Source organism: Micromonospora yangpuensis (assembly GCF_900091615.1).
Classification (GTDB): Bacteria; Actinomycetota; Actinomycetes; order Mycobacteriales; family Micromonosporaceae; genus Micromonospora; species Micromonospora yangpuensis.
Map to the genome: position 1 here is coordinate 606,911 of NZ_FMIA01000002.1, position 16,651 is coordinate 623,561.

20 protein-coding genes and 2 pseudogenes are annotated in these 16,651 nt (G+C 69.9%); 6 read left to right on the forward strand and 16 right to left on the reverse strand.

Annotated elements, in window-relative coordinates; translation table 11 throughout:
- Window positions 1–19: 19 nt before the first annotated feature.
- Window positions 20–910: pseudogene (gene ku, locus GA0070617_RS02975) on the reverse strand (non-homologous end joining protein Ku); the annotation flags it as partial.
- Between the two features lie 128 nt (window positions 911–1,038).
- On the opposite strand from ku, the gene GA0070617_RS02980 reads away from it, so the two are divergent.
- Complete coding sequence (locus tag GA0070617_RS02980; protein WP_175440721.1) at window positions 1,039–1,992, forward strand: ATP-dependent DNA ligase; 954 nt, start codon at window positions 1,039–1,041, stop codon at window positions 1,990–1,992.
- Window positions 1,982–2,890: a non-homologous end-joining DNA ligase gene (gene ligD, locus GA0070617_RS02985; RefSeq protein ID WP_091433642.1), complete on the forward strand. Its 909-nt coding sequence runs from the start codon at window positions 1,982–1,984 to the stop codon at window positions 2,888–2,890. The genes GA0070617_RS02980 and ligD overlap by 11 nt, the downstream gene beginning before the upstream one ends.
- 87 nt (window positions 2,891–2,977) lie before the next feature.
- Here the strand turns inward: ligD and GA0070617_RS02990 are convergent, their stop codons facing one another.
- From GA0070617_RS02990 to GA0070617_RS03000, 3 genes are all read right to left on the reverse strand, one after another.
- Window positions 2,978–3,583, reverse strand: coding sequence for a hypothetical protein (locus tag GA0070617_RS02990; RefSeq protein WP_139135559.1), 606 nt, complete (start codon window positions 3,581–3,583; stop codon window positions 2,978–2,980).
- Between the two features lie 102 nt (window positions 3,584–3,685).
- The gene (locus GA0070617_RS02995; RefSeq protein WP_091445815.1) at window positions 3,686–3,973 is read right to left on the reverse strand and encodes a hypothetical protein; all 288 of its coding nucleotides are present in this window, start codon (window positions 3,971–3,973) and stop codon (window positions 3,686–3,688) included.
- Complete coding sequence (locus GA0070617_RS03000; RefSeq protein ID WP_091433646.1) at window positions 3,970–4,284, reverse strand: DivIVA domain-containing protein; 315 nt, start codon at window positions 4,282–4,284, stop codon at window positions 3,970–3,972. The genes GA0070617_RS02995 and GA0070617_RS03000 overlap by 4 nt, the downstream gene beginning before the upstream one ends.
- Before the next feature lie 360 nt (window positions 4,285–4,644).
- Here GA0070617_RS03000 and GA0070617_RS03005 point away from each other — a divergent pair, with 360 nt between their 5' ends.
- Window positions 4,645–4,863: a winged helix-turn-helix domain-containing protein gene (locus tag GA0070617_RS03005; RefSeq protein ID WP_091433648.1), complete on the forward strand. Its 219-nt coding sequence runs from the start codon at window positions 4,645–4,647 to the stop codon at window positions 4,861–4,863.
- Between the two features lie 118 nt (window positions 4,864–4,981).
- On the opposite strand, the gene GA0070617_RS03010 is transcribed toward GA0070617_RS03005, so the two are convergent.
- Complete coding sequence (locus tag GA0070617_RS03010) at window positions 4,982–5,386, reverse strand: hypothetical protein (RefSeq protein WP_091433650.1); 405 nt, start codon at window positions 5,384–5,386, stop codon at window positions 4,982–4,984.
- 136 nt (window positions 5,387–5,522) lie between these two features.
- Here GA0070617_RS03010 and GA0070617_RS03015 point away from each other — a divergent pair.
- Window positions 5,523–5,963 (forward strand): annotated as a pseudogene (locus tag GA0070617_RS03015) (SAM-dependent methyltransferase); the annotation flags it as partial.
- Window positions 5,964–5,966: 3 nt separating this feature from the next.
- Here the strand turns inward: GA0070617_RS03015 and GA0070617_RS03020 are convergent.
- From GA0070617_RS03020 to GA0070617_RS03055, 8 genes are all read right to left on the reverse strand, one after another.
- Window positions 5,967–6,656: a hypothetical protein gene (locus GA0070617_RS03020; protein WP_091433652.1), complete on the reverse strand. Its 690-nt coding sequence runs from the start codon at window positions 6,654–6,656 to the stop codon at window positions 5,967–5,969.
- Window positions 6,657–6,717: 61 nt separating this feature from the next.
- On the reverse strand, window positions 6,718–7,338 hold the full coding sequence (locus GA0070617_RS03025; RefSeq protein WP_175440415.1) for a class I SAM-dependent methyltransferase: 621 nt from the start codon (window positions 7,336–7,338) through the stop codon (window positions 6,718–6,720).
- 64 nt (window positions 7,339–7,402) lie between these two features.
- Window positions 7,403–8,062, reverse strand: coding sequence for an HD domain-containing protein (locus tag GA0070617_RS03030; RefSeq protein ID WP_175440416.1), 660 nt, complete (start codon window positions 8,060–8,062; stop codon window positions 7,403–7,405).
- Between the two features lie 22 nt (window positions 8,063–8,084).
- The gene (locus GA0070617_RS03035; protein ID WP_091433671.1) at window positions 8,085–8,633 is read right to left on the reverse strand and encodes a 2'-5' RNA ligase family protein; all 549 of its coding nucleotides are present in this window, start codon (window positions 8,631–8,633) and stop codon (window positions 8,085–8,087) included.
- On the reverse strand, window positions 8,630–9,112 hold the full coding sequence (locus GA0070617_RS03040; RefSeq protein WP_091433674.1) for an adenylyltransferase/cytidyltransferase family protein: 483 nt from the start codon (window positions 9,110–9,112) through the stop codon (window positions 8,630–8,632). The genes GA0070617_RS03035 and GA0070617_RS03040 overlap by 4 nt, the downstream gene beginning before the upstream one ends.
- Window positions 9,109–9,786 (reverse strand): hypothetical protein, encoded by a 678-nt coding sequence (locus GA0070617_RS03045; protein WP_091433677.1) that lies wholly within the window; start codon window positions 9,784–9,786, stop codon window positions 9,109–9,111. Before GA0070617_RS03045 ends, GA0070617_RS03040 begins: the two co-directional genes overlap by 4 nt.
- A complete protein-coding gene (locus tag GA0070617_RS03050) occupies window positions 9,786–10,904 on the reverse strand; it encodes a tetratricopeptide repeat protein (RefSeq protein ID WP_139135560.1) in 1,119 nt (372 codons plus the stop codon). Before GA0070617_RS03050 ends, GA0070617_RS03045 begins: the two co-directional genes overlap by 1 nt.
- Window positions 10,905–11,030: 126 nt before the next feature.
- On the reverse strand, window positions 11,031–11,498 hold the full coding sequence (locus GA0070617_RS03055) for a hypothetical protein (RefSeq protein ID WP_091433683.1): 468 nt from the start codon (window positions 11,496–11,498) through the stop codon (window positions 11,031–11,033).
- Window positions 11,499–11,612: 114 nt separating this feature from the next.
- On the opposite strand from GA0070617_RS03055, the gene GA0070617_RS03060 reads away from it, so the two are divergent.
- The gene (locus GA0070617_RS03060; protein WP_091433687.1) at window positions 11,613–12,488 is read left to right on the forward strand and encodes a bifunctional helix-turn-helix transcriptional regulator/GNAT family N-acetyltransferase; all 876 of its coding nucleotides are present in this window, start codon (window positions 11,613–11,615) and stop codon (window positions 12,486–12,488) included.
- A 95-nt stretch (window positions 12,489–12,583) separates the two neighbouring features.
- Window positions 12,584–13,336, forward strand: a complete 753-nt coding sequence (locus GA0070617_RS03065) for a TIGR03089 family protein (RefSeq protein ID WP_091433690.1) — start codon at window positions 12,584–12,586, stop codon at window positions 13,334–13,336.
- Between the two features lie 12 nt (window positions 13,337–13,348).
- Here the strand turns inward: GA0070617_RS03065 and GA0070617_RS03070 are convergent, their stop codons facing one another.
- The 3 genes from GA0070617_RS03070 to GA0070617_RS03080 form a co-directional block, all read right to left on the reverse strand.
- The gene (locus GA0070617_RS03070; protein WP_091433693.1) at window positions 13,349–14,413 is read right to left on the reverse strand and encodes a hypothetical protein; all 1,065 of its coding nucleotides are present in this window, start codon (window positions 14,411–14,413) and stop codon (window positions 13,349–13,351) included.
- Window positions 14,414–14,521: 108 nt separating this feature from the next.
- A complete protein-coding gene (locus GA0070617_RS03075; RefSeq protein WP_091433696.1) occupies window positions 14,522–15,838 on the reverse strand; it encodes a hypothetical protein in 1,317 nt (438 codons plus the stop codon).
- Between the two features lie 30 nt (window positions 15,839–15,868).
- Window positions 15,869–16,567, reverse strand: coding sequence for a hypothetical protein (locus tag GA0070617_RS03080; RefSeq protein WP_139135561.1), 699 nt, complete (start codon window positions 16,565–16,567; stop codon window positions 15,869–15,871).
- Window positions 16,568–16,651: the final 84 nt, after the last annotated feature.

Genomic DNA, 16,651 nt, shown 5'->3' on the forward strand with positions numbered 1-16,651 from the left:
TGGTTCCCGTACCCGACTTCGCGGCCTTGCGGGCCGAGCGAGCCGAGGTGATCGGCGTCGGCTCACCGGCCCCGCCACCCCGGCCGGCCCCGGTCCTGCCGCCCCCGCCAGCGGCGGCCCCGCCGCTTTCGCCCCGGGCGGCCTTGGCGCGTTCCACGGAGGCCTTCAGTGCGGCCATCAGGTCCACGGCGGCGGCCGGGGCCTCCTCGGCCTCCTCCGGCTGGACCACCTCGCGACCCTCCACCTTGGCGTCGATGACCTCCTGCAACGCTGTCCGGTAGTCGTCGGTGAAGGCCTCCGGCTGGAACTCGCCGGCCATCGAGTCGATCAGGGAGCTGGCCATCGCCAGCTCCGGCGCGCGGATCTTCAGGTCCTCGTCCAGGAAACCGAAACCGGGGGTACGGACCTCGTCCGGCCAGAGCATCGTGTTGAGCAGCAGCACGCCCTCGCGTACCCGCAGGGTGGCGAGCTGTTCGCGTTGCCGCAGCGCCACCTTGACGATGGCCACCCGCTCCGAGTCGGTCAACGCGTCGCGTAGCAGCACGTACGGCTTGGTGGCGGTCCCCTCCGGCTCCAGGAAGTACGCCTTGTTGTAGAGGATCGGGTCGACCTGCTCGGCCGGGACGAACTCCAGCACGTCGATGGCGCGGGAGGAGGTCAACGGCAGGTCGGCGAAGTCTTCGTCGGTGAGGATGACCAACTCGCCCCCGCCCAGGTCGTACCCCTTGGCGATGTCGTCGTAGCTGACCTCCTCGCCGCAGATCTGGCAGGTGCGCTTGTACCGGATCCGGCCGCCGTCTTCCCGGTGTACCTGGTGGAAGCGGATGTCCTTCTCCTCGGTGGCGGAGTAGAGCTTCACGCCGATCGAGACCAGACCGAACGAGACGGCCCCCTTCCAGATGGCCCGCACGCTGCGCTCCTCCCGCCGGCTCCGCCGCAGGTAGCCGGTACTTCTCAGGATGGCAAAGGATCGAAGCCCAGGTGACCGGTTCGGCGGGCAATTAATGTCGAAAGGTGCCAAAAGCGCCGCTCACCCCGATGCTCGCGATGACCGGCCCGCTGCCCCGCGGTGCCGGCTGGGCGTACGAGTTCAAGTGGGACGGCATCCGCGCGCTGGCCGACATCCGCGCCGGCCGGCAACACCTGTACGCCCGTACCGGCGTGGAGATCACCGCCGCGTACCCGGAGCTGGCGACCCTGCCCGGTCAGCTCGCCGCGCGGCCGGTCGAGGAGGGGCCACCGATCGACGACGCGTTGTTCGACGGTGAGGTGGTGCTCTTCGCCGGCGACTCCGGGGCACCCTCGTTCACCGCGTTGGCCGAACGGATGCACGTGCGGGACCGGGACCGGGCGGCGCGGCTGGCGGCGGTCGCCCCGGTGACGTACATGATCTTCGATCTGCTCCGGCTGCGGGGTGCGGACCTGACCGGCTGGCCCTACCACCAGCGGCGGGCGACCCTGGCCGGGCTCGGGCTCGGCGGCAGCCGGTGGGCGGTGCCGCCGGACTTCGCCGACGGGCCGGCGACCTGGGCGGCGGCCGGCGAACACGGGCTGGAAGGGGTGCTGGCCAAGCGGGTCGGCTCGGTCTACCGGCCCGGGGTCCGCTCGCCGGACTGGGTGAAGGTCAAACTGGAGGTCACCGGGGACTTCGTGGTGGGCGGCTGGCGACCCGGGGCCCGTCGGATCGGCGGCCTGCTGGTCGGGGTGCCCGGCCCGGATGGGCGGCTGACCTACCGGGGACGGGTCGGTGGGGGCATCGGCGCGACCATGGAACGACAGCTGCTGCGGGAGTTGGAGCCGCTGCGGACCGGCGCGTCCCCGTTCGCCGGGGACGTACCCCGAGAGGACGTCCGGGGCGCGATCTGGGTGACCCCGACGGTGGTGGTGGAGATCAAGTACGGCCAGCGGACCCCGGACGGGCGACTGCGCTTCCCCCGGGTCCTGCGGCTACGCCCGGACAAACCGGCCGAGGAGGTCACCGATGCCCAGTGAGCGGCTCCGGGTCGAGGTGCAGGGGCGGGCGCTGGAGCTGTCCAACCTCGACAAGGTGCTCTACCCGGCGGCCGGATTCACCAAGGGCGAGGTGATCGACTACTACACCCGGATCGCCCCGGTGCTCCTGCCGCACCTGGCCGACCGGGCGCTGACCCGGATCCGGTACCCCAACGGCGTCGACGGCGGCTCGTTCTTCGAGAAGAACGCCCCCGCCGCCACCCCCGACTGGGTACGGGTGGCCACCCTGCCCGCGCCCGGCTCCCGCAAGGGCCGGGACACCATCGACTACGTGGTCGCCGACGACCTACCCACCCTGGTCTGGCTGGCCAACCTGGCCGCCCTGGAACTGCACACCCCGCAGTGGCGGATCGGCGCGCACCCGGACCTGCTCGTCGTCGACCTGGACCCGGGCGCCCCGGCCGGGCTGCGCCAGTGCTGCCAGGTGGCGCTGCTGCTGCGCGACCGGCTGGCCGCCGACGGGGTACGGGCCTTCCCGAAGACCTCCGGCAAGAAGGGCATGCAGCTCTCCTGCCCGATCGCCGGCACCCAGTCCGCCGAGTTGGTCAGCTCCTACGCTCGCCGGGTCGCCCAGGAGTTGGAGGGTGAGCACCCGAAGTTGATCGTGTCGAAGATGGCGAAGAACCTCCGCCCCGGCAAGATCTTCATCGACTGGAGCCAGAACAACGCGGCGAAGACCACAGTCGCGCCGTACTCGCTGCGGGCCGCGCCGACGCCTACCGTCTCCACCCCGCTGACCTGGGACGAGGTCGAGGCCGGCGCAGCCGGCAAGGGTCCGGCCCGCACCCCGTACGGCCCCCCCGAAGTCCTAGCCCGAGTCGATTCCCACGGCGACCTCCTGGTAAGGAAGGGCCCCTTCTTAACGCTTCCGGTATAGCGGGGCACCCCGCTCACCATCGAGGGTGCCGGTGAGCGGCGGACTACGGCAGCCGGGGACCACGGCGGGCGGGTCAGGGGGCGGTGGTCAGCGCTTGAAGACCGTGCGGGCGAGGTTCCTGAGATCGTGGTGGCCGGTGGAACTGCTGGCCTGACCGGCCGCCGGGCCACCGCCCAGGTTGGCTGCCGCGGCGACTCCGGAGTTGCGCCCTCGAACGATGTCCCGGGCCGCGCCGGCCACCACCGGAGTCAGTTCTCCCAGCCGGTTCTCGTACCGCTGACGGGCTTCCAGCAGCAGATCTTCGGAGGTTGCCAGTCCACTCCTGAGTGCGGCCTCGTAGGCGGTGGCCTCGGGATGGGGGATCCTGTTGGCCCACTCGTACCCCATCGCCTGCATGTTGATGTCGTCGTGGGCCTGGCGCGTCGTGTAGTGCACGACCTCCCCGGCGTCGTCATACCCGACATGGTGTCCGGGAGTCTGGAACGAGCCGCCCCCGAGCGCCTTCTCCTTGATCCCCTCGTGCCGCAGCCACTCGACAAGGTCGGCCTTCGCGGCCGCGAACGCGCCGGCCGCCGCACTGTCCTGGAACAGGGTCTGCCGCTCAGTGTCGGTCAGTTTGTCGAGCTGCTTCGCATCTCTCCTGGGAAGTCGCTTGCCGAGATCGTCAAGGATCTGCTGGTCGTTCTCGTCCATCTCCGTCACTCCACATCGGCCTGAGTAGGGGCTGCCCCGTCTACGGCCGCGGCTTCGTCCCGGTTCAATCGGTTCCCGGCGACGTCGAGCGACACCGACGCGTCACCCGGCGGCACCGTAGCGGCGCTGGTTGCCACGGCTGGTGCAGGCCGCGACGTGGTCGGTGGGCAGCCCGCACCGCGCCCCGCCGGGCAGTCGCCGGTCACAGAAGACCCGATGATGTACGCCCTGCTCGTCCTCCCGCGACACGGTCACCTCCCCGACGTCGACCGCGCGGCTGAGCCGCACCAACACCCGAGCGGCGGTACGGGCGAAGATCCGCGCCCGGAGCAGATCCGGTACGCCGACCGGCAGGTGGATCACCCACCGGTCCTCGGGTCCGCCGCTCACCGGCACGCCAACTCGGGTAGGCCGGCGGCCTGGGCGGACTGCCACGAGCGCAGCGTCCGCTTGATCCGGGCGTTCTCCTCCCGGAGCGCCCCGAGCGCGGTCTGTGCCACGGTCAGCTCGTCGGCCACCAGGTGCAGGAACTCGGTCACCTCGACCGGGTCCAGCCCGTGTCGGCGTACCGTGAACCAGCGGTGCCGGACCTGCCACGGCCGTAACGGCATCCGGTGGGCCGCCGCCCGGTGGCGGCCGGGCGGTTCGGCCAGGTCGGCCGGGCTCGGCGCGGGTCGGAATCGGCGCAGCAGGGATCGCATCGGTGCCGCCTTTCGCGGGTCGGTGGGGGTGGACCGGCCGGCGCAGCCTTCGATCGGCGGTACGCCGGCAGGGCACATCACGGGGGCCCGGGGCGGCCGGACCGGGGGATGGCCCGGCCGCCCCGGACCGGGGGGAGTAAAGCCGACGCGACGGGCCACCACCACGGCAAGCGCCAACCGACCGCAGGCACCCCATCACTAAAAGCAACGGTACGGCTGTACGCGCAGCAGTGTCAAGAGGGCACGCAGTGTCTTCATTGGCTCCACCTATGTCACCAGTTTCAAAACCCTTAGCTGTGTTGATCCTGCCAACCCGCGCGTCGATACTGGCGGTGCCAACCGACTGCAAGGGGCCCTGCTGTGCCTATCCCGCCGACCATGGCCGAGCTCGTCGACGATCACATCAGGCGTATCGAGGAAGGTGAGTGGTCGCCGGGCACCCAGTTGCCTGCCGCGCACGTGATGGCCGACGAGTACAACGTGTCTCTGTCGACCATCAACCGGGCGTGGGCGACGTTGCGCAAGCGCGGCGTACTGGTTGGGCGGCCTGGTCGGGGGGTTTTCGTCGCCGAGCGGTAGCCGAGGGCTGCCGAGCCGGGCTCAGCACTCAAAGCGTGGACGCGACCATGCGGGCTGATCGCGTCCACGGTAGGGGTGTGTCGTCGCTGGGCGGGGAGCGGGGCTCAGGCGGGCCCGGTCACCGACCCGATCGGCGCTGCTGCGGCGGTACGCCGTCCTTGAAGAAGTGGTCGGCCCCGGGCCGACTGGCCGCGCTGGTCCGGCCCGGCGCGGCCGGGTCCTTCAGGTACTGGCCGGGCCAGGCACCCGTCGTCCGGGTCTGCTCCGCGAAGTCGTCGGCCGTCGGCCGCCGCGGACTCGGCTCGCTGTCGACCCCCGGTACGACGTAGAAGTAGCCCTTTCCGCCCTGGCTGGTTGAGGTCGACGGAGCCGGCGCGGTCGGGTCCGGCCCGCCGTACTGCGGTGCCCGTGCCTGGGCCGCCCACGCCTGGGCGGGGTCGAAGCTGGGCTGCGCCGGGGAGGTCGTCGGCGCTGCGGTCCGGTGCGAACCGTTGGCCCACGCGCTGACGAAAGCGTTGAGCATCGGCTCTCCAGTCTCTCGTCGTCCGTGCCGATCCGATCGAGTCCGCCCAAGGGTCTGCTGCGGGGATCGATGGGTACCCACCCTGACGGCTGCCGAGGTGACGCGGTTCACTTTTCCGTCCGATCTGGACTTCAACCTGGATGCCGGCTTCGACCTGGTCACCAGCCGGCACCCGGTCGCACCCGACTGGCCGGAGATCGCCCGGATTCTGGTCGACGGCGGCACCTACCTGGCCCAGCACGTCGGGCCGGCGTCGGTCTTCGAGCTGATCGAGTGCTTCCTCGGGCCGCAGCCGACGCATCGGCGGGACCGGGACCCGGCCCAGGAGTCGGCTGCGGCCGAGGCGGCCGGGCTGCGGGTGGTGGACCTGCGCAGCGTCCGGTGCCGGATGGAGCTGTTCGACGTCGGGGCGGTCGTCTACCTGCTGCGCAAGTGCGTCTGGTGGGTGCCGGACTTCCAGGTCGAGCGGTACCGGGACACGCTCGTGCGGCTCGATGGGCACATCCGCGAGCACGGCTGTTTCGTCGCGTACTCGACCCGTACCCTGATCGAGGCGCGGCGGGTGGTCGGGGGCTGACGGTTACCGGCGGGCGGGTCCCTGGGGCGTCGGTGCGCCGGGCCAGCCGAAGAACTGTTGACCGTAGGGGCCCTGAGGGGCCATGGGTGGCGGCGGCTGGTGTGGGTTCGACGGCGCGTACTGCGTTGCCCGGGCCTGCGCGACCCCGGCCAACGCGGTCTGGTCTTGGGCGACCGGTCCGGCTGACCACGACGACTGTGCGGGCGGCGCGGTCAGCTCCTGAATCTTGCCACTGACGACGGAGTTCACACCATTTTGGAGTGTTTGGATCTCCTGTTCGCAGCTCTTCGTCTCGTCGGTGCTGCCGAGGATTCTAGCCTGCTTGGCGCGTTCGATCTGGGGCGGCTCACCGGGGAGGTTCGGCATGGGCCAGTGACCGCCGAGCAGGTAACTTCCCTGCATCCCCGTCTCCGCATCGCGGAAGACGATGTGGGTGCTGTTGCTCAGCGTCTCACGGCCCGGTTCGGAGTAGTAGTTGCCCTTCCCTTTGTCGATCGCATCCATGGCCTTCGCTCGCACCGATTGGTTATGTCCCACGACGCTTTCGAGATAGGTCAGCTGCTCAAGCGCGTATGCCGCATCGTTGGCGATGGGCGCTTGCTGGTCGCGGCTGAGCTGCTCGAAGTTCGCTCGAATTTCCGGATCCAGGCGGTGCCGCAGCTGTTCGATCGCTTGGTCTGTGGTCAGGGGCATGGCGGTTACTCCGTTCGGTCGTCGCGCTCCGCTGCCTTGACGGCTGGCGGCCCCGGCTGGTTCAACCCGGACGCTTCTGAAAGGCGAGGATCCGGTGCCCGGCGATGTCTGGTACGTCCCTTTCGCCGACTACCTTCCAGCCCGTGCGCTCCACTGACTCCCGTGACCGCACGCCGCCCGGCCCGTACGTGTTGACGACGAGGTGGCCGCCCCCTCTGGTAATGCGGTGCAGTTCCTCGAAGGCGCGTACCGGCAGCGTGAAGTGCAGGACGAAACAGGCAACTGTGAGGTCCATCCGGGAGTTCCCGATGGGAATGTCACCGTCGGTGGAGATCTGGAACACCCGTCCCTTCGGCCTGGACCGGCGCAGCGAAGCGAAGCTTATGTCGCACCCGAGCACGTGGGCGTTCGGCAATCTGGTGGCAAGTGTCCGGGAGAACCTGCCGTCACCGGTTCCGAAGTCCAGCACGACCGGCCCTGCGTCGGCGGCCGCGATCCTCTCCGCCGCCGCCTCGCGGAGCTGGTGGGCCACCTTCGCGTAGATCGTCTCGTCGATCAGTTCGTCCATGAACTCAAGACGCAGTTCACACAGCTCGGCAACCATCGAAGGATCGAGATCGTGCACCGGTAGCGGGCTGTACAGGCGATCCATGAACCGGAACCACGGCCGGCCGTCGATCATCAGTTGTCGCGGTCCTCGGGGTTGGCCAGGTGCCAGGAGCAGGAAGGAGCCGTGCCGGGTGAGGTCAAACATCGCTCCAGGAACCTATTCTCACGCCCCGGTCGAGCTGCCACCGCACTTCCTCGGCGATGCTGTCGGCGAGGAGCGGGTGTCGGCGCTCGGCGAGCGGAACATGAAACTGTACGGCCTGCCAGAGCCAGCGGGGAATCTTCCGGTAGGCCTGGTGTCGGTCGTCGACGAACCGACACGAGATCAGATTGTCCAACACATCGACCAGATGGACCAGCAGGGTGATCCCGCCCTCGGCGGAGACCCGCTGCCACTTCTCCTGCTTCCGCTGCGAGCGGGCCGTTGACGACTCGCCGACAGTGGCCGGAGCGGAGAGCAGCACGACCGACCGGGCGACCTGCCCACCGTAGTCGCGGGCCAGCTCGGCAGCGGTGACGCCGCAGTCCTCGACGACGTCGTGCAGCAGCGAGATGAGGACCGTCTCCACCGGGCCGGCCGGGCGGTAGGCGAGACTCAGCAGGGCGACGCGTCGGGGATGGACGATGTACGGCGACCCGTCCCCCCTGGTCTGGCCGCGGTGCCACGTCTCGGCCTGGCGGTCGCAGCGCAGCACGGTCTGGGCCCCGGTTGGCTCGTACGACGCGTCCTGTGTCGCCTGGGCGAGCAGGTTCCGGTAGGACTCCGCAGGCTCGATGGATTCGCGGAGTCGCGTCACGGTCCGCCCGAAAGCAGGCGCGTCAGAGGTGGATGGACTTGAGGACTTCAAGCTTTATCCCCTTCGGTCCGCTTCTGGCGATGTCGATCGTGCTGACGGTGGCTGGCGGAATCGGGGGAGCGGTGTTGATTATCCCGTCCAACTGCGCCCCGGACTGCTCCGTGCACGAGATGGTGAGGTGCGGGGTGGCGCTGGTGCGGGACGGTTCCGCGTAGATGTCCACCAACCGCGACTGGATCAGTGACCGCCAGTTGGCCGCCCGGTCGGGGAGCACCACGTCGAGGAGGATGTAGCGGCCGGTCTCCGTTTCACGGTAGGCGGGACCAAACGTCATGTCGAATGGCCCGCCGAGTTCGGTCAGCAGGCTGCGGGTCGCTTCCTCGACAGCGGCCACCCTGCTGCTCGGCAACAGTCCCATCGCCACCGTCACGTGCGGTTCGGAGTTGCCGGCTGCTCCCAGCCGCACCTGTACCGGCACCTCGGCCGCCACCGCGTCACTGAGCCGTACGCAGGTGGAGCGGGCCGAACCCCCCACCGGAAAGCTGACACCTACCTTGATCAGGTCGGTCACGCCTGCTTCCTCCTTATGTCCTCGATGATGTCGCTGGTGGACCGTTCCTGGGGTCGCGGTAGCTGCATGAGCCTGATCTCCAGTCGCCGCAGTTCCGCGATGTCAGCTGTCGAGAAGTACTCGAAGTGGGTCGCGCAGAAGCAGGAGGGGCGAACCGCGAGGATGGTCGAGCACGGGTTCGTGTCGTCGTAGGGGACAATGTAGTCGATCATTGTGAGGCTCGACAGGATGCCGACCCGTTCACGAAAGGTCAGAATCGGTCGACCCGGACCCTTGCGTCGCCTGACCGATGTGTCGGTGGCAAGCGCCACCACCAGGGAGTCTCCGTGTTCCCGGGCCATCCAGAGAGATTCCACGTGACCGAGGTGGGTGAGGTCGTAGACACCCTTGGCCATCGAGATCCGCCCGAGCCGGTTCCGGATCTCGGTGCTCTGCAGATGAGGCAGGTCGACCAGTCGTGACCTGGGTGACCGGTTCACGGGGCTGATCCTGGAGTTGGTCCGGCGGTCAGGTCGGGGAACTCCCCGATTATGTGGCGGAGCACGGTGTGTGCGGTGTCCACCACCCGGCCGTTCAGTTCGGCGGTGTCCACCAGGACGACCTTGCTGGCCATGCCGATATCGGCTCGCGTATCGGCGACCGCCCGCGCGGAGAACTCAAGCTCGTGCAGGAAGGATCTGTTCATAACTCGGCCGGCACCGGTCGAGAGCTTGTTTCTGGTCTCCCGGTCGAGGCTCAACTCGGGAGTGGTGACGAAGATGAAGCAGAGGTCCGGGCGCGGGACATCAGTGCAGCCGAGCAGCGCGGTGACAAGCGCTTGATGGGAGTCTGAGACCCGGCCCATGCGAGTAAGTGCATCGGTGAAGATGAATCGGTCGACCGGTCCCCGGTCCATCAGGTGAATCTGGGGAGACCTTCTGCGGCTGTTCCCCTCCAGCAGGTACTGGACCGCCTGGCAGGCGAGGTAGACGTTCAGGGCGCCAAGATCCTCCTTGCCGACCGGAGCGTAGCGTCCGCCGCCGTGGAACTCCGCGATGTCCGCGCCGGACCGGCGCAGATAGTGGCTGATGACGTCCACGATCGTCGTCTTGCCGCTTTTCGGCATGCCGGCGAACTCGATGTAGGTGTTCCCCGCACGGATAGCCTGGGACATCAGTTTCCTTCCCTGAGCACTCGTTTTCGAGCGGACACGACGTCGGCCTCGGGAAAAGCCTGAAGAGACGCTTCGGCATCCAGGTCGATGCCTTTTGCCGCGAGGTAGAAGGTCATGTGGCCGAGGACCGCCTGCCGGTCCCGCGCCTCGTGGCACGCCACGGCGAGAAGTGCCACGATCTTGTTTGCCGCGTCCTCCTGCTCCGGAGTGTCGAGGCTGCGGCGATACGTCCACTCGATGGTCATGCACCAGATTTCCTTGATCCTTCTGGCACTCCTGAGCGTCTCGGCGTCGGCGTGGGCGTCGCGCAGCACGGGAATCGCGGCCCGGTCGTCCTGGAGCTTGGTGAGGATGAGGGCCTGATAGAACTTTCCGAACGGCTCTCGCGGGGCAACCCTCGTCGCCTCCCCGAAGGCCGACAGCGCGTCCTCGTACCGTTCGCTGTCTCTGAGTAGCAGCCCCAGGTAGTTCCAGTTGTCGCTGGACTTCGGATCGAGGTCGACTGCCCGCTCGGCAAAGTCGATGGCCTCGGTCAGGTTGACGTAGCGACGACAGGTGGAGAGCGCCCGCCAGGCGTCCGCGTTCAGGGGATCCCGGGTCGTCGCCGCACGCAGCACGCGTTCGGCACGGCTGTTGAAGCCCTTGTTCACCAGGGCCCGCGCGAAACGGACCTGAATCCGCGGATTGTCGGGTTGAAGCTCCAGCGCCTGCTGGTAGGAGGAGATCGCTCGATCGTAGTCCGCTTTCGCGTACGCCACCTGTCCCTCGTGGAACAGATGTGCGGTCATCACGAGCGCCTCAAGGTCGACGTGGAGGCTCTTGAGCTTGCCCTCGATCTCGTCACGGGTCTCCTGGGCCGCGGCCAGGGCCCTACTCAACTCGCGTTGCCGTCGCCTGATCGTCGCCATCTCCCGCAGGCCCAGGAACGCCAGCAGGGCGAGGAAGAGGGTCAGCACCGTGACGACACCGACGCTGATCTGAAGGGCCAGGTTGGCGGTGTCGAGATAGGTCCCGGGGTCCAGTGCGGGGGGTGGTGCGTCCCCACCGGGCGGCGCAGTCCCGGGTGGCGGCAGGCTGATCAGGGGAGAAAGCGGTGTGCGGCCGGATCCGAGCGGCACCGTTGATCTCCTTGCTGCTGGGCCAGAAGATTCATCGACCCCGATTATGTGGGGTGGGTGCACGCGCGTGAAGGTGTGGCGTTGGCGCAGCAGTTTTCTGCCGGTCGGAGCGGCTTGTGGCGGAGGCTACCGCTGGCCTCGCAGCTGGGGTGGCGGTGCGTTGCCCGGGCCGCCGCTGAACTGCTGCCAGGCCGGGGGCGGCGGGAACTGGGTGGTGGGGTGCTGGCTCGACGGCGGGTACCCGGCTGCCCGTGCCTGCGTCACCTCCGCCAGGGTGGCCTGGTCCGGCGGAGCTGGTGTCGGTGGTCGCACGCGCAGGATCGCGTCACGCACCCTGGTGTCCAGTGTCGACGTGGCAAGTTCCAGCTGGTCGGTGTGGTACATGATCTCGTTCGTGCTGGAGTACCGGCCGTTGGCCTTGGCGTGTTGGATCTGTTCCGCCTCGCCGGCCTGTACAAGGTGGTGGTTCTGGAGCAGGTGACTGCCCTGCCGGTTCGCCCAGACGACGTGATCCCGGTTTTCCTCGGGCTGGCCGGCTGCCCGGTAGAAGGACGCCTTTCCTGCCGCCACCGCCGCACAGGCCTGGTCCTTCACCGCTTCGCTCGGTCTCTGCTGACGGTGGCGATGACGGATGCCGGATGCCTGTCGGTTCAACCCAGACCCCGCCTGACCTTGCCGATCGTGGCTTTCTCTGACTATGGTCAGAGAATGGACGGGGTGTTGGTGGGGCAGGTGCGGCGGTTCAACCGTACGGTCACCCAGCGGATCGGGGTGCTCACCGACACGTACCTGGCGCGTGGGCGGTCGCTGGGGCAGTGCCGGGTGCTGTGGGAGGTCGGTCCGGAGGGGATCGAGGTCCGCGCGCTGCGCGCCCGCCTCGACCTGGACTCCGGCTACCTCAGCCGGTTGCTGCGCGCCCTGGAGACCGAAGGGCTCGTCGTGGTCGAGGCCGACGACGACGACGCCCGGGTACGCCGGATCCGGCTCACCCCGGCCGGCGTCACCGAACGGGCCGAGCTGGACCGGCGCTCCGACGAGCTGGCCGCCTCGATCCTGACGCCGCTCGACGGGCGGCAGCGGGACCGGCTGGTGGCGGCGATGGCCGAGGTGGAACGGCTGCTGCTCGCCTCGATGGTGGAGGTCACCGCCACCGAACCGACGCACGCCGACGCCCGGCACTGCCTGCGGGCGTACGCGGAGGAGTTGAACTCGCGTTTCGCGGCCGGCTTCGACCTGACGCGGGCCCAACCGGCGGACCTGACCCCGCCGGCCGGGCTGCTGCTGGTGGCCCGGTTGCACGCCGCGCCGGTCGGCTGCGGCGCGCTGGTCTTCAAGGGTGACGAGGTGGCGGAGATCAAGCGGCTCTGGGTGTCCACCTCGGTCCGCGGGCTGGGCCTGGGCCGTCGGTTGCTCACCGAACTGGAGACCACCGCCACCGACCACGGGGTACGCCTGCTGCGGCTGGACACCAACAGCGCGCTGCCGGAGGCGACCGCCCTGTACCGCTCGGCCGGCTATCAGGAGGTGGACCGGTTCAACGACGACCCGTACCCGGAGCTGTTCTTCGCCAAGCAGCTCGGCTGACTCGGGCGCCGCTCGCCGGGCACCCCCGCCCGGCCTGACCGGGTTAGGGTGAGGACGATCGTGCTCACCCTGCGTATCCGGCTGGAGAGTTCTTCGTGGACGCTGCCCTTCCCGTGCTGGTCCCCGGCGATGTTCCCGGGGGCGAGCAGCCGCTGCTCACCTACCTCGACGGGACGACCGGGGAACGCACCGAGCTGACCGCCGCCGAGCTGGGCGGCTGGGCGGCCCGCAGCGCCGGGTTGCTGCGCGACGGGTGCGGGCTGGCCCCGGGCAGTCGGGTCGCGGTGCTGCTGCCGCCGCACTGGCGTACCGCGGCGGTGTTGCTCGGGGCGTGGTCGGTGGGGCTGACGGTGTCGTTCCGGCCGCGCGCCACGGCGGGCCTGCCGGTGCTGGAGCCCGGCGGCGACCGACCCTACGACGCGGTCTTCGTCACCCCGGCCCGGCTCGACGACTGGCTGGAGGAGGTGCCCGCCGGCACCCACCGCTACCTGGTAGGCACCGGGGCGCAGCCGCTGGTCGAGCCGCCGGCCGGCTGGCTGGACTGGTCGATCGAGGTGCTCCGGCACGGCGACACGCCACCCGCGCACCACCTGATCCACCCGGCCGATCCGGCGAGCCCCGACGGCACCAGCTACGGCGCGTTGGGGCGGATCGCCGCCGAGATGGCCGGGAAGCTGGACCTGCGGGCCGGTGACCGGTTGCTGGTGGACGTGGCCGAGCACGAGCAGCCGTTGAAGTGGCTGCTCGCGCCGCTGCTCACCGGGGCGTCGGTGCTGCTCGCCGCCGACCTCGACCCGGACCGCCGGGCTGCCCTGATCGACGCCGAGCAGATCACCCGCACGCTCTGACCCCGCGCCGGCTCAGCGGCCCGGTGGGGAGACCCGGCGGGACAGGGTGGCCGCGTGGTGCTTCGCCGGGGTGGTGTGGCCGTACCAGCTGCTCGGTGTGCTGGTGTTCTCCCACCGGCGGGCCTCGCCGACGCTCTTCGCGGCGAGTCCGACCGCCTGGAGGCTGAGGCCGGCGTACCGGGCGACCGGGTTGGCGGTGGCGACCCCACCGGCGATGGTGGCCGCGCCCACCGCGCTGAACAGGCCGCCCATCAGCTTGGGCACGTTCACCCCCTTGCCCTGGACTCCCCGGACCACCTCGCTGGCGAACTCGCCGGCCGCCGTACCGCCGGCGAACAGGGCGGCGGCCACCGCCGTCGGGATCGGTCCGGCCGTTCCGGTGCCGCCGGTGTCGAGGCTGCGCTGCTCCAGCTGGCGCTGGGTGCGCAGCGCCACGGCCTGTAGCACCGGGGCGGCGGTGGTGACGAAGGCGCCCACCATCTTGGCGATGTCCCCGCTCGGCGTACGGGTCAGAGCGGGGGTGCCGTCCTCCCACCGGTACCCCTCGCCGACCCCCTTGAGGACCAGGCCGACGTCCTGCACGCCCATGCCGGCGTACCGGGTCGGATCGACCCGGTTGGCCATGCCACCCACGTTGACCAGCAGCCCACCGGAGGTGAGGACGCCGCCGAGCAGCTTCGGCACGTTGATCCGGCCCTCCTGGAGGTACTTGACCACCTCACTCGCCGCGTCGCCGATCGCGGTGGCGATGGAGACACCGACCCCGGCGGTGGCCAACTGCTGGCCCTGACCGGCCACGTTGGCGATGCCCACCCCGGGCACCGCCAGCGCGACGGCCGCCCCGATCGACTTGGCCAGGTCCCCGTCCAGGTACGACCGCCGGACCGGCTCGTACCCACCCGACTCCAGCGAGCCGGGTGGGCGGTGTCCCGGGTACGGCGGCGGGCTGGGTTGCCGGGAAACTGCCGGGCTGGATTGCGGGGAGACCGCCGGGCTGGGCTGCCGGGAGACTGCCGGGCTGGAGTCGCGGGAGGGGGGCAACGGGATCTGCGCGGGGTCGACGGGCTGTCGTACCACGGGAGGACTCCTCGCCTCGGAACCACTGGCGAGGCCAGGCTAGGAAGCCGAAACGGCCGGATCCCTACCCGAAGGTGAACGGAACGGGTCCCGGAGGCGGCAGGCGGGTCACCGCCGCTGACCCGCCCCGGGACGGCCCTGGGCCTGGCTCGATCCGCCTGCCGGCGGTGAGTACCCGGAGGGCGCGGACTGCGCGGTCTGATGTCGCCAAGACTCGGGCATCTGCTGCCACAGCGGGGCGGACGGGCGCGTCGGGGACGCTCCACCCTGCCCGTGTAGTCGTTGCAGGTCCGTCGCCGCCCGGTACAACGGGCCGCTGACATGACCTGCCTCCACCATCATCCCCACGACGGTGGCGGCGGCTGCCGCCTGCTGGTCGGGGCCAATGTTCACCATCCTCGCGATCTGGTAGTTGAGTTTCCCGGTGAGCTCCGGTGCGAGATGGGGGCGCTCGTTCAGAAAGGCCCGTTCCAGTGACCGCCTGCTGTCCTGAAAGGATGGTGCCGGATTGGACATCGAGTGCGGCAGGGTGGCTGCCCTGGCCGGTGCGGGCAGGGAACTCTCCGATGCGTTCCCCGCCACCGGGTGCGTCGCCCGTCGAACGGCCGGACGCGGGGGATCCGTGGGGCCGGTCCGTGAGGCGGGAAAGGCCGCGGCAATCGCCTTGAAGGTCTCCTTGGCCTGCGAGGCGGCTGTGTAGAGTCCCCAGTTCGACCCGTCGACGCGGCCGTCCGGTCTGCGGAGGGCCGCCAGCACGCCGCGGACCGCGGACAGGTTCTGCCGCACGTCGTTCGGGTCCGGCTCCGGTCGCCAGGACGCCCGCTGCCCGAGGAGGCCGTCCACCTGGCTCAGGGTCTCGTTCGAGATGGGGGAGACCCGCTCGTGCAGAGTCTGCCAGAGGCTGGTCATCGTGTCGTAGGCGAGTTTCCTGGTGCCCTCGGGGAGGGGGTTCCGTGGTGGCTGTCTGGCCGGCGGCGGGGACTGCAGGGCGGCGGCACTGCTGGTCACGGCGGTCTCCGAGCCGTACCGCACCCTCGGCAGGGTGACCTCGGGAGCCGACCAGGTGTGACCGGTCGACCTGAAATCCACCACGGCGGCGTCCTGGTAATTGCCGATCACCTCATTGGTGAGCAGGTACGCGTAGTCTGTCTTGTCCAGGCCGGACTCGATCAGGTGCCGCTTTGCCAGCTTGGCCAGGGTCAGGTTGACTGACCGGACGCTCTCCAGGCTGTCGCTATTCGCCTCGCGCCACGCATTTGCCTCGTCGAGGACAGGCGCGACACGCGACCAGTGGCTTCGGTCGGTCAGCCTGCGCAGATCGCGAAGCGCCTCGGTGAGCTCAGTGAAGTCCCGCTCGCTTCGCTCCTTCGCGGCCTGTTGGGCACCGCCGAGGGAAGCGGGCCCACGGCCGGGGTAGTCGTACATGTCGCCTCCTCCTCACGGTCAGCGGACCCGCTACGGTCGATGCGACTGGTTGCCGGAGCGGCGGTGGTGCTCGCGGCCGTGGTGCTCGCGGGTGGCGCTGCTGGTCGGCGCGGCACCGCCGGTGGCTCCGCGCCGGCTCCGCCCGGCCGCCGCCTCGGCGACGGACCTGCTCGCCTCAAGCGCGGCCACCTCCTCGGCGCTCAGCGGCTGCGCCCCCGGGGGCAGCGGGGGGAGCGGAAGGGGCGGTCCGGCCCAGGGCCGGGGAGCCTGGGGCGGGGGGAAGGTCGGATCGAGGTGGGTGGACCAGAACGGCGACGTCCCCGCCGGGCTTCCCCAGCCGGCCGCCTCGCTGGTCAGCGCCGGGCCCCGGTAGTCGGCCGGGTCCCAGTTCGTGCGCGCGTCGTGCTCCGCGACGAGCCGCTGCCGGACCCCCGTCGCCTGCTGGTAGAGGGGGTCCCCGGTCAGGTTGTGCCGTTGCAGCGTCGACAGGACCTGGTCGAGGCCCAGTCGGTTGTCCTCGTATCCGTAGGCCTGGCCCGTGTAGGCCAGGGCGTTCGTGAGCATGTTCCGCACATTGGGGTCGAGGTCGGTGCGGGCGCGGACGGCGTTGTCGAGACTGATCAGCGCCTGCTGTCCCCCTGACGGTGGCAGGCTGTCGACGCGGGCCTGGGCCACTGCGGCCTGGTCTGCCAGGAAGTCCATGTACTCGTCGTACCCGGCATTACTCATCGTCGTCCTCCTGGTGTCTGGGCGTGGCCGGTGCTGCCCGGCCACGTCGCACTACGGCCCAGGAGGGCCACCGGTTCGCCGTCG